Raw genomic sequence first — 15,447 nt, 5'->3', positions numbered from 1 at the left:
CCCGGCTTTAAAGGGAGATGACATGGGGTTGGTTTCGGTCGAGGATCGTCAGGCGCGGCTGGATGCTAGCCGGAACCGCAAGATGGCGCGATCGGCGCATGCCTATGTTCGGGGCAATACCGCCAAATTCTATGAATGGCTGGCCGCATCGCCAGCGGTGAAGCGCGTGCCGGAGGGGCCGGCGATCTGGATCTGTGGGGATTGCCATCTCGGCAATCTCGGCCCGCTCAGCGATGGCGAGGGGCGGATCGCAGTGCAGATCCGCGATCTCGATCAGGCGGTGATCGGCAATCCGGCGCATGACATCATCCGTCTCGGCCTGTCGCTCGCCACCGCGGCGCGCGGATCGGATCTCCCGGGGGTGACGACCGCGCGGATGATCGAGGAGATGGTCACCGGCTATGCGGCGGCGATGACCTCCCAAAGCGGCCAGGACGCCGGGCCCGAGCCCGATGCGGTGCGCAGCGTCCGCCGCCGGGCGCTGGGCCGGCGCTGGAAACATCTCGCCAAGGAACGGCTGGAGGATATCGAGCCGACGATCCCGCTCGGCCGCAAATTCTGGGCGCTGAGCGATGATGAGCGCGCGGCGCTCAAGGCGCTGTTCGAAGATGCGGAGATCGCGCGGACGGTGCTCTCACTCGATGGTGAGGATGCCGAGAGCAAAGTGCGCTTCGTCGATGGTGCCTATTGGATGAAGGGCTGCAGCTCGCTCGGCCTACTGCGTTATGCGGCGATCATCGGGCTGAGGGATGCCAAGGATCGATCCGATTATGCGCTGATCGATCTCAAGGAAGCGGTCGCGCCCGTCGCGCCCTCCTCGAGGGACGCCAGGATGCCCAAGGACAATGGCGAGCGAGTCGTCACTGCAGCGCGCGCGCTTTCGCCGCACCTTGGCGAGCGGATGGTGCCGGTGAAGCTGCTCGGCAAATCCCTGTTCGCGCGTGAGCTGGCGCCGCAGGATCTCAAGCTGGAGATCGATCAGTTCAGCGCGCCGGAGGCGGAGAAAGCGGCGCATTATCTCGCCTTCGTCGTCGGCAAGGCGCACGCACGGCAGATGGACGAAGGGGTGCGCCAAGACTGGAGCGCAGTGTTGGAGGCGGATCGGCGCGGGCAGATCGATGCGCCGACCTGGCTATGGGAGAGTGTCGTCAGCCTCGCGGGCGCGCACGAGTCGGGCTATCTCGACCATTGTCGGCGGTATGCCTTGGCGGCCTAGGGTGCCCGCCGCCGCGTGAAGCGCGCCTTGAACTCGGCGGGACGGAAGGCGCCGAGCGCGATCGCCGCGCCGAAATAGACGGCAGCGCCCAGGATCATCAGCGCGATCAGCCATACCGCGCGCTCGAACAGGCCGCGCACCATGTGGGGCGCCACGATGGGGTTGGCGATTAGCAGCAGCGCGGCCATCGCCAGCGTGGCCAGCAGCAGCTTGATCGCGGTGGTCTTCAGCCGGGCGTCGATGCGGAAATGGTCGCGCTTGCGCAGGTTCCACCAGAGCAGCCCGGCGTTGACCCAGCAGGAGAGCGCGGTGGAAAGCGCGAGGCCGACATGCTGCATCGGCCAGATCAGGATCAGGTTCATGATCAGATTTGCAAGCATGGCGATCAGCGCGATGCGCACCGGCGTTTTGGTATCGGCACGCGCGTAGAAGCCGGGGACCAGCACCTTGATCATGATGTTGGCGGGCAGGCCGATCGAGAAAGCGGCGAGCGCCCAGGCGCTGGCGGTGGCATCATGCGCGGTGAAGGCGCCGTGCTGGAGCAAAGCGCGGATGATCGGGCCGGCGGCGATCATCAGCGCGGCGGTGGCGGGAAGGGTGAGGACCAGCACCAGCTCCATCGCGCGGTTCATCGTCACGCCGGCGCCTTTCTCATCGCCCGCACCGATCTGGCGCGAGAGGCCGGGGAGCATTGCGGTGCCGACGCCGATGCCGATTAGCGCGAAGGGCAATTGGTTGAGGCGGTCGGCGTAGTAGAGATAACTGACCGCACCCTGCGGCAGGAAGCGCGCGGCGAGGCTGGTGGAGATCAGCAGATTGAACTGCACCGCGCCCGCGCCCAGCGCGGCTGGCCAGATGATCCGCAGCAGCTCCCGCACACGGGGATTGAAGCGCGGGCGGCGGACCATCAGCCCGGTGCCGGCGCGATCGCAGGCCCAGATCAGCCAGCCGAGCTGGAAAACGCCGGATACGGTGACCGCGATCGCCTGCGTATGGGCGGTCTCGAGTGGTGTGTGGCCACGGAAGAAGAGCAGCCCGGCGATCATGCACAGGTTGAGCAGGATCGGCGCGGCGGCATTGACCCAGAAGCGATCGACCGAATTGAGGATGCCGCCCATCAGCGAGACCAGGCTGATCAGCGCCAGATAGGGGAAGGTGATCCGGGTGAGCTGCACGGCGAGCGCGAACTTCTCGGGCCCGCCATCGGGGAAGCCGCCGGTCATCGCCCACACGACCGGGCCGGCGAGCAGCATCATCGCCACCACCAGCAGGATCACGACCGGGAACAGAATCGCCAGCACCTCGTCGGCAAAGCCCAGTGCCGATTGCAGCCCGCCGCCCTTGCGGCCCACCTCGCGATTGAACATCGGCACGAAGGCCGAGGAGAAGGCGCCCTCGGCGAACAAGGCGCGGAACAGGTTGGGCAGGCGCCAGGCGATCAGAAAGGCGTCGTTGGCGAGGCCTGCGCCGACATATTGCGCCATCAGCATATCGCGCAGGAAGCCCGCGATGCGGCTGACGAGCGTCAGGCCGCCGATCGTGGCGGTGTTGCGGACGAGGCTCACGTAGCTCCCTCTCCCGCAAGCGGGAGAGGGTTGGGGTGAGGGTAGCGAGGGCGCAGCCCGAGCTCCACGCTCTCGGGAGCAAGAAGAAAGAAGACCCTCACCCAACCCTCTCCCGCTTGCGGGAGAGGGCTAGAGATCAAGCCTCGCCTGCCGGCTCGGCATTGGCGAGGGCTTCGACCTGGCCGGCCTGCTGCTGGTAGAGCGTCGCGAAATCGATCGGATCGAGCAGCAGGGGCGGGAAATTGCCGTCGCGCACCGCATCGGCGACGACACGCCGCGCGAACGGAAACAGCAGCTGCGGCGCGGAGGCATAGAGGAAGGGATGCAGCGCATCCTCGGGCACGTTGCGCGCGCCGAACAGGCCCGCGTAGACCAGCTCGATCTGGAAAGCGGTCATGCCGCTGACCTTGGCCTTCACCTCGATCTTCATCGCCACTTCATGGACATCCTCGCCCACCTTGGTGGTGCCGATGTTGAACTGGACGTCGATCTCCGGCTGGCCCTGCACCTGATAAACGGCGGGGGCATTGGGATTCTCGAACGAGAGATCCTTCACATATTGCGCGATCAGGCCGAGCTGCGGGCCTTCGTCGGCGCCGTTCGGCTGGGGCAACGCATCATTTTCGGCCATCGTTAGGCTCTTCCCATGTTCATGAAATTGGCAGGCGAAGCCCGCTAGCAGGCGGGCTTGCCCGGAGCAATGCGGAACGCCGCGGCGTACTGGGCGTATTGATGAACGGGTTCGGCTTTGCGATTCGGCCGCCGCTCGCTATGGGAAGCCCTAGCGCGGCGCCTTCGATCAAAAAAGGCTGGCCGCCAGGAGGCCGGGTGTCGACGATTATCATTCTTGCATTGGTGTTCGTGTTCGTCGCGTTGCGGCTGTGGAGCGTGCTCGGCCGCCGCACGGGGCATGAGCAGCCCTTGGCCAAGCCGGAGTCGGTGCCCTCGTCGCGTGGGCTGTTCGCGCGTGCCAGCGTGGAGCCTGCGCCGGTCCCCGCCGAGTTGCCGGGCAATGCGCCGGGCGCCACCGCCGGCCTGCGCGCGATCGCGGCGGCGGACAATACGTTCGATCTCGCCCGCTTCGTCGATGGCGCGCGGGCGGCCTATAAGATGATCCTCGAAGCCTATTGGGCCGGGGACGAGGATCGGCTGAAGGAGCTGGTCGATGGCGAAGTGGCCGAGGCCTTTGCGGCGACGATCCAGGACCGAAAGGCCGAGGGGCTGGTGCTCGACAATCGTCTCGTCTCGATCGACGCGACGCATATCGAGGATGCGCGCGTCGACGGCCAGACCGCGCATATCCGCGTGCGCTTCGATGCCGATGTGGCCGCGGTGACGCGCGACGCCGAGGGCAATGTGGTCGCGGGGTCGCTGGAAGATGCGGTGCCGACTCATGACGTCTGGACGTTCAGCCGCGCGCTGAAGGCTTCCGATCCCAACTGGACATTGACCGAGACCGACGAAGCCGCGTGAGCGGAGTGGGCGGTGCCCTAACGATCCTCCCCGGGACGGCGAGGGGGACCATGCGCAGCATGGTGGTGGGGGTTATCGGCGGGGCGCAGCGCGGGTTGAAAACTTCCTCCGTCATCGCGTCGCGATGCCACCTCCCCGTGCCGGGGAGAATCCGGCGGTGGCTTTGCTTTGCTGGCCTCCTCCTTCTCGCCGCCTGCGCCTCCACGCCAAAGCATCCTGCGCCGTCCTCCGTCCTCCGTCCGCCGCCGCGCCCTACACCCGCCACCCCCGTCGAGGCGCCGAAGCCGACCAACGCCGTCCTTGCGGGCGTCCGTGCCGGCCCTTCGATCGAGAGCCTGGGTCTCACTCCCGTAAGCGCCAAGGCGGCGCTGGCAGCGTTTCGGCTGTCTTGCCCCGCGCTGATTCGCCGCACCGATGCCAGCGGCTTGACCCGCCAAAGTGACTGGGTGCCGATCTGCACCGATGCCGCCACGCGGCTCGACGTCGACGGGCCGGACTTCTTCGCACGCTGGTTCGAAGCGGCGGTGGTGGGCGACGGCGCCAGCTTCGCAACGGGCTATTATGAGCCCGAAATCCTCGGTTCGCGCGATCCGACGGACGGTTACGATACGCCCATCTACCGCCGCCCGCCCGATCTGGTCACAACCACCAGCGCGAGCGGGGGCAAGCAGTGGGGACGGATGCAAGGCGGCCAAATCCAGCCCTATGACGATCGCGCCGCCATCGATGCCGGTTCGCTGGCCGGGCAGGGGCTGGAACTCGCCTGGGCGAAGGATCCGATCGAATTCTTCTTCCTGCAGATCCAGGGCTCCGGGCGGCTGCTGCTGCCCGACGGGACCGTGATGCGGATCGGCTACGATGGGCAGAACGGCCAGCGCTACGACGCCGTCGGGCGGATCATGCGCGATCGCGGGCTGCTCGGGCCGGGCCAGCTTTCGATGCAGGGCGTGATGGCGGGGCTGCGCGCGCAGCCCGATGGCGGTCGCGCGCTGATGGAGGAGGACAAGAGCTATGTCTTCTTCAAGGAGGTCGTCGGGCCAGGGCCGCTGGGCGCGCTCGGCGTGCAGGTCGTCGGCCACGTCAGCGTCGCCGCCGATCCCAAATTCATCCCGCTTGGCGCACCCTTGTTCCTGACGATGGACAAGGCCGACGCCAGCGGTCTGTGGGTTGCGCAGGATACCGGCGGCGCGATCAAGGGGCCGAACCGCTTCGATACCTTCTGGGGCGCGGGCCAGAGCGCGCGGACGATCGCGGGCGGCATGTTCGCGCATGGGTGTGCGCTGATCCTGCTGCCCAAGGGGACGGTGGCGCGGCTCAACAGCGGCGGGGGCGGCTATGGCGGGGCGGCGGCTCAGCGCTGAGGAGCAGGAACTGTGGGCGCGGGTCGCGGCGACGGTCCACGCCTATCGGCCGCTTCCCGGCATCGATCCACTGCCGCCAGCGCCGGCCAGGCCCAAACCTCCAGCGATCCGTCCCTCCGCGCCACCGCTTCCCGCCAAGGCTGCCGCCCCCGGCGATACGCTCGACGGCGGCTGGGATCGGCGGCTGCGGCAGGGTGCGGTCGCGCCCGATCGCACCATCGATCTCCACGGTCACACGCTTGCCAGCGCCCATACCGCGCTGACCCATGCGCTGGAGCGCGCGATCGCCGATGACGCGCGGCTGCTGCTGGTGGTCACCGGACGCGCACGGCCCGCCGATGCGACGCCGCGACGCGGGCTGATCCGCGCGGCGATCGGCGATTGGCTGGCGGCCTCGCCTTATGCGGGCCGGATCGCGGCGATCCGCAACGCGCATCCCAGGCATGGCGGCGGCGGGGCGCTGTATATTGTCTTGCGGCGGCGGCGCTGAGCCCTCTCCCTTGAGGGAGGGTTGGGTGAGGGTGGCCGCGCCATCGATAGGGCGATCGCCCTCACCCTCCCGCCGCTTTGCGGCTCCCTCCCTCTCCCTTATGGGAGAGGGACGTGGGTCGCTTTCACGATAAGGTCACAGATTTCGTCGCTGTGCGTGATTGGTGAGAAATGGCCGGCCTCAAGCTCGACGGTCTCGGCGCCCATCCGCTTCGCCATGAAGCGCTGCAGATCGGGCAGGATCGCCCGATCCTTGGCCGAAACCGCATAGAAGCTGGGCTTGGATCGCCAGGCTGCCTGCGCGGTCTTCGCCGCCAGCAGTGACCGATGGAACGGTGCCTGCGTCGCGTACAGCAGCCGTGCCCGCGCGGGCGGAACATCGCCGACCAAATCGTTGAGGAAGGCCGCCTTGGTCAGCCGGGCCTCATCGCCGTCATAGACAATTCCCGCGCTCACCGGCGGCGGGCCATAGGCTTCGGCCATCGCCCTGTAATCCTCGACCGCGTCCGGCGCCCGCGCGGCGACATAGACGAGCGCCGAGACGCCCGGATCGGCGCCGGCCTCGGTGACGATCATGCCGCCGAAGCTGTGGCCGACGAGCACGGTGGGCCCCTCCTGCCGCGCGAGCACGCGGCGCGTATCGGCCAGCGCCTCGCCGAAATTCTTGAGCGAGTTCTGCACGGCGGTGACATTCAGCCCGCGATCGAGCAGCGGGCCGATCACGTCCGTCCAGCACGAGGCATCGCAATAGAGGCCATGTACCAGCACCACGTTGCGCGCTGCCATCGGAATGCCCTTCCTCATTCTTGCCGACCCCGCCGCCGGCATGGCCGCAAGCCCTGCCAAGACGGTGCGACGGTCCATCGTTCAGCCCAAGGCCCGGCGGATGACTTCCGCATAGGTTTCGGTCAGCGCTTCGAGGTCCGCCACCGCCACCGCCTCGTCCAGCTTGTGCATCGTCGCGTTGGGCAGGCCGAATTCGATCGTCGGCGCGATGCGGCTGAGAAAGCGGGCGTCGGAGGTGCCGCCGCTGGTCGAAAGCTCGGGCTCGACGCCCAGCACGTCGCGGATCGCGCCGGTAACCAGATCGCTGAGCGCGCCGGGATCGGTGCGGAAGGCTTCGCCGGAGATGCGCGCTTCGACCGTGGCTCGCGGCGCGATCTCCGCAACGGCGGCTTTCACGTCCCTGACCAGGTCCGCGCCGGTATGCAGATCGTTGAACCGAATGTTGAGCCGCGCCCGCGCCACGCCGGGGATGACGTTGGTCGCCTCGTTGCTCGTGGCGATATCGGTGATCTCGAGGTTGGAAGGCTGGAACCATTCGGTCCCGCTATCCAACGTCCATGCCGACAGCGCGGAGACGATCCGCGCGAGCGTCGGCACCGGATTATCGGCGAGGTGCGGATAGGCGACATGGCCCTGCCGCCCGGGCACGGTGACGGTCATATTGACCGATCCGCGCCGGCCGATCTTGATCGTGTCGCCGAGCTTATGGGCCGAGGTTGGTTCGCCGACGAGGATCAGGTCCGGGCGTATTGATTCTGACTCCATCCAGTCCATCAGCGCAACGGTGCCGAACGTCGCCGGGCCTTCTTCATCGCCGGTGATGATCAGGCTGAGCGTGCCCTTCGTCTCGACCTGCGAAGCCGCCGCGACGAAGGCCGCGATCGCGCCCTTCATATCGACCGCGCCGCGCCCGTGCAGCAGGCCGCCGCGCACCTCCGGCGCAAAGGGATCGCTCGCCCAGCCCGCACCCGGCGGCACGACATCGGTGTGGCCCGCGAAGGCGAAATGCGGACCGCCACTGCCTCGGATCGCGAACAGGTTGGCGATCGGGCCATCGGGGCCTTCGCTGGAATGGAGGCGGTGAACGCGAAAGCCGATACTCTCCAGCGCCGTTTGCAGCACATCCTGCGCGCCGCCGTCGGCGGGGGTTACGCTGTTGCAGGCGATCAGCTTGGCGGCGAGGTCTAGCGCATCGATCATCACCATCCGGGCGTAGCGGTGTGCCCGGGAATTGCCTAGACATGGCGGATGCCCAAGATCGATCCCGAAGCTTGTCCGGAGCTGACCGGCACCCGCTACCCCGAGCCGTTTCGCGCGCCGGTGAAAGACCGCGTCTGGCGGGCGATCGGCGAAGCGGCGGGGCTCAAGGATTTCGGCGCCAATCTGGTCACGCTGCGGCCGGGCGTCTGGTCGAGCCAGCGACACTGGCATTATGAGGATGATGAGCTGCTGGTGATGCTGGAGGGCGAGCTGGTGCTGATCGAAGACGCCGGGCGCACGATCCTGCGCGCGGGCGATATCGCCGCCTGGCCCAAAGCGTCACGCGATGGCCATCATGTGATCAACGAGAGCGAGGCTGAAGCGCGTTTTCTGGTGGTGGGCGCCAACAAGGGCGGCGCCGCCTATCCGGCCATCGATCTCGCCTACCGCAAGGGCGAGAAATTTTTCCGGCACGATGATGGCAAGCCGTATCGGGTGTGGGAGCGGGACGAGTGACGGCTCAGGCGCGCTCGAACTTGTCGATCACCCAGGGCTCGCGCGCGCCGTCCGCCAGCCACTCGGCGACGAAAGGCTGGGCAAGGACCGCGCCGCAATAAGCCTGCGCGGCTTCGGGCACGGGCAGATCGTAGGTGGCGATCCGCGTCACCACCGGCGCGAACATGATGTCCGCCGCCGAGAAAGCGCCGAACAGGAAGTCGCCACCCGCGCCGAACCGCGTCTTGGCCTCGGCCCAAAGGCCGGTGATACGCGCGAGATCGGCCTTGACCTCGGCGCTGACCTCGCCTGCCGGATAGCGGCGGCGCATGTTGGTCGGGTGCTGGCTACGCAGCGCCTGATAGCCCGCGTGCATTTCGGCCGAGATCGATCGCGCGAAGCCGCGCGCGGCGGGATCGGCTGGCCAGAAGCGGTCGCCATCCACCTTGTCGGCGAGATAATCGATGATCGCCAGGCTTTCCCAGACAGCGATGTCGCCATCCCACAGCAACGGCACCTTGCCCGACGAGGGCGCAAGATCGTCGGCGAGTTTCCGCGTCTCCCAGCTCTCCTCATACAGCGGCAGCACCACCTCCTCGAACGGCAGCGCCGACTGCTTGACCGCCAGCCAGCCGCGCATCGACCAGGAGGAATAGGCTTTGTTGCCGATGATGAGCTTGAGCATGGCGCGGGATTAGCGCGGTGGAGCGGATGTGCAACCCGATCCTCCCCTGCAAGGGGAGGTGGCAGGCCGAAGGCCTGACGGAGGGGTATCCCGCTATCGAGAGGGTGACACCCCTCCGACGCGCTTCGCGCGCCACCTCCCCTTTTAGGGGAGGATTTTACGCCACGATCTTTGCCAGCCCGCGCGAAAGCTGTAGCGCCCCGGTCAGCGCTTTCTCGCCCGATCCCCATTCGCGCAAGATCACCAGCTTGCTGTCCGGGCGCAGCTTGGCGGTGCCCTTCAGCCGCTCGACATAGCCGATCAGCCCCTGAAGATCGGGGAACTGATCCTCGAAGAAGCTGACGAGCGCGCCCTTCGGCCCGACGTCCATCTTGGCGACGCAGGCCTTCTTGGCGTTGAGTTTGATCTCGATGATCGTCAGCAAATTCTGCGTCGCTTCCGGCAGCGGGCCGAAGCGATCGATCATCTCGGCGGCGAAGGCCTCGATCTGCTCCTTATTCTCCAGCTCGTTCATGCGGCGGTAGAGGCCCATGCGCAGATCGAGATCGGGGACGTAATCGTCGCCGATCACGACGGGCACATCGACGCTGATCTGCGGCGAGAAGTCCTTGCTGCGCGCCGCCAGCGCCATGCCGCCGGCCTTGGCCTCCATGATCGCCTCTTCCAGCATCGACTGGTAGAGTTCGAAACCGACTTCCTTGATATGGCCCGATTGCTCGTCGCCGAGCAGATTGCCCGCGCCGCGAATATCGAGATCGTGGGAAGCGAGCTGGAAGCCCGCGCCCAGCGTATCGAGGTTCTGGAGGATGTGCAGCCGCTTCTCCGCGGTTTCGCTGATGATGCGGTTGGGTGGGGTGGTCAGGTAGGCGTAGGCGCGGGTCTTGGCGCGCCCGACGCGGCCGCGGATTTGGTAGAGCTGGGCCAGCCCGAAGCGATCGGCGCGGTGGACGATCAAGGTGTTGGCCGAGGGGATATCGAGGCCACTCTCGACGATCGTGGTCGAGACCAGGGCATCGAACTTCTTGTCGTAGAAAGCGCTCATCCGCTCCTCGACTTCCGTCGCCGCCATCTGGCCGTGCGCGACGACATATCTGATTTCTGGTACGTCCTTGCGCAGGAACTCCTCGATATCGGGCAGATCCTTGATCCGCGGCACGATGAAAAAACTTTGGCCGCCACGGTAATGTTCGCGCAGCAAGGCCTCGCGGATCACCACCGGATCCCAGGGCGCCACGTAGGTCCGCACCGCGAGGCGATCGACCGGCGGGGTCTGGATCACTGACAATTCGCGCAGACCGGACATCGCCATCTGTAGCGTGCGCGGGATCGGCGTGGCGGTGAGCGTCAGGACGTGAACGTCGGTCTTGAGGCCCTTGAGCCGCTCCTTGTGCGTGACGCCGAAGCGTTGCTCCTCATCGACGACGACGAGGCCCAGCCGTTTGAACTCGATCCCCTTGGATAGAAGGGCGTGCGTGCCGACGACGATATCGATCGTGCCGTCCGCAAGGCCCTCCTTGGTCTTCTTGGCCTCGGCCGCGGGAACGAGGCGGGAGAGGCGGCCGACCTCGATCGGGAAGCCGCGCATCCGTTCGGCGAAGTTGGTGAAATGCTGGCGGGCAAGCAGGGTGGTCGGGCAGACCAAGGCCACCTGCATCCCCGCCATCGCCGCGACGAAGGCCGCGCGCAACGCCACCTCGGTCTTGCCGAAGCCGACATCGCCGACGATCAGCCGATCCATCGGCTTGCCCGAGGCCAGATCATCCAGCGATTCGCCGATCGCGCGGTCCTGATCGTCCGTTTCTTCATAGGGGAAGCGATCGGCGAAGGCGGCGTAGGCGGTATCGGTTTGCGCGATGTCGGCGGCGCGCAGCGCGCGTTCGGCGGCAGTGGCGATCAGCTCACCCGCGATCTCGCGGATGCGCTCCTTCATCTTGGCCTTGCGCCGCTGCCACGCCTCGCCGCCGAGCTTGTCGAGCGCCGCGCCCTCCTCGGAGCCATAGCGCGAGAGGACTTCGAGATTTTCGACCGGGACGTAGAGCTTGTCGCCGCCCGAATAGGTCAGCGCGACGCAATCGTGCGCGACCTTGCTCACCGGGATCTGCTGCAGGCCTTCGTAGCGCCCGATGCCGTGATCCGAGTGGACGACGAGATCGCCGGGCGAGAGCGTCGCCAGTTCGGCGAGGAAGGCATCGGCGGATTTGCGCTTCTTCTGGCGCCGGATCAGCCGATCGCCGAGCATGTCCTGCTCGGTCAGCAGCGCGATATCGGGCGTGGTGAAGCCGTGATCGAGCGGCAGCACGGCGAGCGCGGTGGTGCCGGGCTTGAACGCGCGGCCAAGCGCATCCTGCCAATCTTCGGCCAGCATCGCGCTGGTGAGACCGTGATCGGCGAGCAGGCCCTTGAGCCGCTCGCGCGCGCCGTTCGAATAGGATGCGAGCACGACCTTGCGCTTCGACTTGGCCAGGCCGGCGATGTGCGCGACCACCGCGTCATAGATATTGGCGTTCTGCGCCCGCTCCGGCGCGAAATCGCGGGCGCTATCAACGCCGAAGTCGATCACCCGATCGGAGTCGGGCTCGTGATAGGGCGAGCTGAGATGGATCGGGCGATCGCGCACCGCCTCGTCCCATTCGCCGCGGTTGAGATACAGCGAATCCGGTTCAAGCGGGCGATAGGAAGCGGTGTCCTTGGCGTTCTTGCGGTTGTCGAAATAGTCGTTGATCGCATCGAAGCGCGCATTGGCGGCGCCATCGGCGCCGGGATCGCGGACGATGACATCGTCGGGCGAAAGATGATCGAAGATGCTGGAGAGCCGCTCTTCGACCAGCGGCAGCCAATGCTCCATGCCCGAAAGCCGCCGGCCATCGGAAACCGCCTGGTAGAGCGGATCGCCGGTAGCGTTGGCGCCGAACTTTTCGCGATAGCGGCTGCGGAAGCGCTTGATGCCCTCGGCATCGAGCAGCATTTCGGACGCCGGCAGCAGCGTGAAGCCCTTGATGTTGGCGGTGGTGCGCTGATCATCTGCGTTGAACTGGCGGACACTCTCGATCTCATCGCCGAAGAAATCGAGGCGCAGCGCCAGCTCCTCGCCGCTCGGAAACAGATCGACCAGCCCGCCGCGCACCGCATATTCGCCCGCTTCGTGGACGGTATCGGCGCGGACATAGCCGTTGGCTTGCAGCAACTCGGCCAGCGCATCGCGATCGATCCGTTCGCCGGGCGCGAGCGTGGCGGAGAGCTGGCGGATGCGGAACGGCGTCAGGGTGCGCTGGGTGAGCGCATTGACCGTGGTGACGAGCAGCTGCGGCGTGTCGCTCTTCTGCTGGAGCGCATGCAAAGCCGCCAGCCGATCGGAAGTGGCGCGCAGCGAGGGCGAGGCGCGATCGTAGGGCAGGCAATCCCAGGCCGGGAAGCTCAGCACGCCGATCTCGGGCGCAAAATAGCGCGCAGCCTCGCCGACCGCGCGCATCGCGGTTTCATCGGGCGCGACATAGATGGCGCGGCCTTTGGCGGCGCGGGCGAGATCGGCCATCAGCCAGGGGAGGAACCCCGCCGGGACGCCTGCGAGGGTGAGGGATTCGCTGGCCTTGAGGATGCGCGAGAGATCGGTGGTCATATCCTAAGCCCCTCCCCTTTAGGGGAGGGGTTGGGGTGGGGGCTCTCCACAGGCACCGTCGTTCGAGATCTTGCCCGACTCCCCCACCCCCAACCCCTCCCCTGAAGGGGAGGGGCTTTAATGGCGCCCTTCATTTCGGCACCTGGATATAATCGAGCTTCTTGAGGCCATCCATCATCGGCCCCTCCCAACGCGCCGGTACCGCTTGCGTGCCCAGCGCCCAGGCCATGATGTCCACGTCCTGCTCCTCCAGCAGCGCCTCATACCAATCGAGCTCGGCCTCGCCCCAGCCATCGCAATGCGCATCGCAATAGCCGCCGATCATATAATCGGCCTCGCGCGTGCCCCGGTGCGAGGCGCGGAAGCGCAGGCGCTTGAGGCGGGTTTCGCGGTCCATATGGCTCCATAGGCGATTGCCGGCGGCCGCTTTGCGGCGCCGGTGAAGGGGGATAGAAAGCCTCTAACCATGCGTCCCGAACTTCTCAATCCGCTGTTCACCGAGGTTGAGGCGCTGAAAGGCGTCGGCACCGCGCTGGCCAAGCCTTTAGGGCGGCTGGGGCTCAAGCGCTTGGTCGATCTGCTGTTCCACCTTCCGGTCGGCTGGATCGATCGCAAGCGGGTCACGGCGCTCGATCAGGCCGATGTCGGCCAGGTGGTGATCGTGCGGGTGACGCCGACGGAATATCGCTTCGGCCGTTCGCCGCGCGCGCCGTCCCGGATCGTCGCTACCGATGCCGAGGGCAATACCGTGGCGCTGGTCTTCTTCGGCAACAGCTCGGGTTACGCCAAAAAGCTGTATCCGCTCGGCGAGCCCAAGACGATCGGCGGCAAGCTGGAGCAATATGATCAATGGCTCCAGATCGTGCATCCCGAGATCGTGGAGGACGCCGAGACGCTGCCCCCGCGCGAGGCGATCTATCCGCTTTCCGAGGGGCTGACGGGCAAGCGGCTGGCGGCGCTGGTCGCGCAGGGCATAGAGCGCGCGCCGGATCTGCCCGAATGGATCGAGCCGAGCCTCAAGCAGCGGCATGGCTGGCCCGGCTGGCGCGAGGCGGTGGCGCGCATCCACGCCGATCCCGCCGACGCCAAGGCGCGCGAGCGGCTGGCCTATGACGAGCTGTTCGCCAATCAGCTCGCGCTGCAACTGGTCCGCGCGTCCTCGCGGCGGCGGCGTGGGCAACCGCTGGCGGGCGACGGGCGGCTGCGCGATGCCCTGAAACTGCCCTACAGCCCGACCGGCGCGCAGAGCCGGACGATCGCCGAGATCGAGGGCGATCTCGCGCAGTCAGCGCCGATGCTGCGGCTGCTGCAGGGCGATGTCGGTGCGGGCAAGACCTTGGTGGCGCTGATCGCGCTGTTGATCGCGGTGGAGGCCGGGACGCAGGGGGCGTTGCTGGCGCCGACCGAAATCCTTGCCCGCCAGCATTATGACACGCTTTCGCGGATGCTCGCTGGTGTGCCGGTGACGGTCGCCGTGCTGACCGGGCGCGACAAGGGGAGCGCGCGGGAATCCACGCTGATGGGCCTCGCCGATGGCTCGATCGATATCCTGATCGGCACCCACGCCATCTTTCAGGAAGCGGTGCGCTATCGCCGCCTCGGCCTGGCGGTGATCGATGAGCAGCATCGCTTCGGGGTCGCCCAGCGGATGCTGCTCACCGAAAAATCCGAACGGCCGCCGCATCTGCTGGCGATGACCGCGACGCCGATCCCGCGCACGCTGACGCTCAGCCAATATGGCGAGATGGACGTCAGCCGCCTGGACGAGATGCCGCCCGGCCGTCAGCCGATCGAAACGCGCGTGATCTCGGACGATCGGCTGGGCGAGGTGGTGGAGAGCGTCGGGCGGCTCCTCGCGCAAAATGGTCAGGCCTATTGGGTGTGTCCTTTGGTCGAGGAGAGCGAGGTTTCCGATCTCGCCGCTGCCGAGGATCGCGCCGCCACGCTGCGCGCGCGCTTCGGCGGCAAGGTTGGGTTGGTCCACGGCCGGATGAAGCCACCCGAGAAGGATGCGGTGATGGCGGCGTTCCAGGCGGGGCGGGTGCAATTGCTGGTGGCGACGACGGTGATTGAGGTCGGTGTCGATGTGCCCAACGCGACATTGATGGTGATTGAACATGCCGATCGCTTCGGTCTGGCCCAGCTGCATCAGCTGCGCGGGCGGGTCGGGCGGGGCGAGGGGCGATCGGTGTGCCTGCTGCTGCGTACCGCAGGTCCGCTCGGCGAGACCGCGCGCGCGCGGCTGGCACTGCTGCGCGAGAGCAACGACGGCTTCCGCATCGCCGAGGAAGATTTGCGCCTGCGCGGCGCGGGCGAAATCCTCGGCACGCGCCAATCGGGTGAAGCCGCGTTTCGCCTCGCCACGCCCGAGCAGATGAATGAGCTTATCGAGACGGCGACGCAGGACGCCCGCCTGCTGGTCGACCGCGATGGCGGATTGGAGGGCGAGCGCGGGCAGGCAGCGCGGCTGGCGCTTTATCTGTTCGAGCGCGACGCGGCGGTGGGGCTGTTGAGGGGGGGCTGACTGCGGCTTAAATTCCCGTTCGTGCTGAGCCCGTCGA

The 15,447-nt window shown here is 67.0% G+C and carries 13 protein-coding genes; 6 read left to right on the top strand and 7 right to left on the bottom strand.

Annotation, left to right across the window (positions count from 1 at the left end; all coding sequences use genetic code 11):
• The first annotated feature begins 22 nt into the window (after positions 1–22).
• Positions 23–1,216: a DUF2252 family protein gene (locus tag FHS31_RS09025; protein WP_167073064.1), complete on the top strand. Its 1,194-nt coding sequence runs from the start codon at positions 23–25 to the stop codon at positions 1,214–1,216.
• Here FHS31_RS09025 and murJ read toward each other — a convergent pair.
• Together murJ and secB are read right to left on the bottom strand one after the other, a co-directional pair.
• The gene (gene murJ, locus FHS31_RS09020) at positions 1,213–2,781 is read right to left on the bottom strand and encodes a murein biosynthesis integral membrane protein MurJ (protein ID WP_167073063.1); all 1,569 of its coding nucleotides are present in this window, start codon (positions 2,779–2,781) and stop codon (positions 1,213–1,215) included. The genes FHS31_RS09025 and murJ overlap by 4 nt on opposite strands.
• Before the next feature lie 136 nt (positions 2,782–2,917).
• A complete protein-coding gene (gene secB / locus FHS31_RS09015) occupies positions 2,918–3,412 on the bottom strand; it encodes a protein-export chaperone SecB (protein ID WP_167073062.1) in 495 nt (164 codons plus the stop codon).
• A gap of 197 nt (positions 3,413–3,609) precedes the next feature.
• Here secB and FHS31_RS09010 point away from each other — a divergent pair, with 197 nt between their 5' ends.
• The 3 genes from FHS31_RS09010 to FHS31_RS09000 all read left to right on the top strand — a co-directional run bounded on the left by FHS31_RS09010 (position 3,610) and on the right by FHS31_RS09000 (position 6,105).
• Positions 3,610–4,254 (top strand): Tim44/TimA family putative adaptor protein, encoded by a 645-nt coding sequence (locus FHS31_RS09010; RefSeq protein WP_167073061.1) that lies wholly within the window; start codon positions 3,610–3,612, stop codon positions 4,252–4,254.
• Positions 4,255–4,679: 425 nt separating this feature from the next.
• Complete coding sequence (mltA, locus tag FHS31_RS09005) at positions 4,680–5,615, top strand: murein transglycosylase A (RefSeq protein ID WP_341786325.1); 936 nt, start codon at positions 4,680–4,682, stop codon at positions 5,613–5,615.
• Complete coding sequence (locus FHS31_RS09000) at positions 5,590–6,105, top strand: Smr/MutS family protein (RefSeq protein WP_167073060.1); 516 nt, start codon at positions 5,590–5,592, stop codon at positions 6,103–6,105. Before mltA ends, FHS31_RS09000 begins: the two co-directional genes overlap by 26 nt.
• A 98-nt stretch (positions 6,106–6,203) precedes the next feature.
• On the opposite strand, the gene FHS31_RS08995 is transcribed toward FHS31_RS09000, so the two are convergent.
• Together FHS31_RS08995 and dapE are read right to left on the bottom strand one after the other, a co-directional pair.
• Complete coding sequence (locus tag FHS31_RS08995; protein ID WP_243843377.1) at positions 6,204–6,890, bottom strand: alpha/beta fold hydrolase; 687 nt, start codon at positions 6,888–6,890, stop codon at positions 6,204–6,206.
• A gap of 81 nt (positions 6,891–6,971) precedes the next feature.
• Positions 6,972–8,090, bottom strand: a complete 1,119-nt coding sequence (gene dapE, locus FHS31_RS08990) for a succinyl-diaminopimelate desuccinylase (protein ID WP_167073058.1) — start codon at positions 8,088–8,090, stop codon at positions 6,972–6,974.
• 48 nt (positions 8,091–8,138) lie between these two features.
• Between dapE and FHS31_RS08985 the strand changes: the two genes are divergently transcribed.
• Positions 8,139–8,606: a cupin domain-containing protein gene (locus FHS31_RS08985; protein ID WP_167073057.1), complete on the top strand. Its 468-nt coding sequence runs from the start codon at positions 8,139–8,141 to the stop codon at positions 8,604–8,606.
• A 4-nt stretch (positions 8,607–8,610) separates the two neighbouring features.
• On the opposite strand, the gene FHS31_RS08980 is transcribed toward FHS31_RS08985, so the two are convergent.
• The 3 genes from FHS31_RS08980 to FHS31_RS08970 form a co-directional block, all read right to left on the bottom strand.
• Entirely contained in the window at positions 8,611–9,270 is a 660-nt protein-coding gene (locus FHS31_RS08980) for a glutathione S-transferase family protein (protein WP_167073056.1), read from the bottom strand.
• A 157-nt stretch (positions 9,271–9,427) separates the two neighbouring features.
• Positions 9,428–12,886 carry a transcription-repair coupling factor gene (gene mfd / locus FHS31_RS08975; protein ID WP_167073055.1) on the bottom strand — a complete coding sequence of 1,153 codons (3,459 nt, stop codon included), beginning with the start codon at positions 12,884–12,886 and terminating at the stop codon, positions 9,428–9,430.
• 130 nt (positions 12,887–13,016) lie between these two features.
• Entirely contained in the window at positions 13,017–13,283 is a 267-nt protein-coding gene (locus tag FHS31_RS08970; RefSeq protein ID WP_167073054.1) for an FAD assembly factor SdhE, read from the bottom strand.
• A 69-nt stretch (positions 13,284–13,352) separates the two neighbouring features.
• Here FHS31_RS08970 and recG point away from each other — a divergent pair, with 69 nt between their 5' ends.
• Positions 13,353–15,410 (top strand): ATP-dependent DNA helicase RecG, encoded by a 2,058-nt coding sequence (recG, locus tag FHS31_RS08965; protein WP_167073053.1) that lies wholly within the window; start codon positions 13,353–13,355, stop codon positions 15,408–15,410.
• Positions 15,411–15,447 lie beyond the last annotated feature (37 nt).

It is taken from the genome of Sphingomonas vulcanisoli (genome assembly GCF_011761305.1).
Classification (GTDB): Bacteria; Pseudomonadota; Alphaproteobacteria; order Sphingomonadales; family Sphingomonadaceae; genus Sphingomonas_I; species Sphingomonas_I vulcanisoli.
This window is presented reverse-complemented; position numbering and strand designations above follow the sequence as displayed.

What these genes read in the sequence shown, in the direction of transcription:
- mfd (WP_167073055.1), bottom strand. Translation starts at nt 12,886, where the DNA reads ATGACCACCGATCTCTCGCGCATCCTCAAGGCCAGCGAATCCCTCACC.
- FHS31_RS09000 (WP_167073060.1), top strand. Translation starts at nt 5,590, where the DNA reads ATGGCGGGGCGGCGGCTCAGCGCTGAGGAGCAGGAACTGTGGGCGCGG.
- FHS31_RS08970 (WP_167073054.1), bottom strand. Translation starts at nt 13,283, where the DNA reads ATGGACCGCGAAACCCGCCTCAAGCGCCTGCGCTTCCGCGCCTCGCAC.
- FHS31_RS08985 (WP_167073057.1), top strand. Translation starts at nt 8,139, where the DNA reads ATGCCCAAGATCGATCCCGAAGCTTGTCCGGAGCTGACCGGCACCCGC.
- dapE (WP_167073058.1), bottom strand. Translation starts at nt 8,090, where the DNA reads ATGATCGATGCGCTAGACCTCGCCGCCAAGCTGATCGCCTGCAACAGC.
- secB (WP_167073062.1), bottom strand. Translation starts at nt 3,412, where the DNA reads ATGGCCGAAAATGATGCGTTGCCCCAGCCGAACGGCGCCGACGAAGGC.
- FHS31_RS08995 (WP_243843377.1), bottom strand. Translation starts at nt 6,890, where the DNA reads ATGGCAGCGCGCAACGTGGTGCTGGTACATGGCCTCTATTGCGATGCC.
- recG (WP_167073053.1), top strand. Translation starts at nt 13,353, where the DNA reads ATGCGTCCCGAACTTCTCAATCCGCTGTTCACCGAGGTTGAGGCGCTG.
- FHS31_RS08980 (WP_167073056.1), bottom strand. Translation starts at nt 9,270, where the DNA reads ATGCTCAAGCTCATCATCGGCAACAAAGCCTATTCCTCCTGGTCGATG.
- FHS31_RS09025 (WP_167073064.1), top strand. Translation starts at nt 23, where the DNA reads ATGGGGTTGGTTTCGGTCGAGGATCGTCAGGCGCGGCTGGATGCTAGC.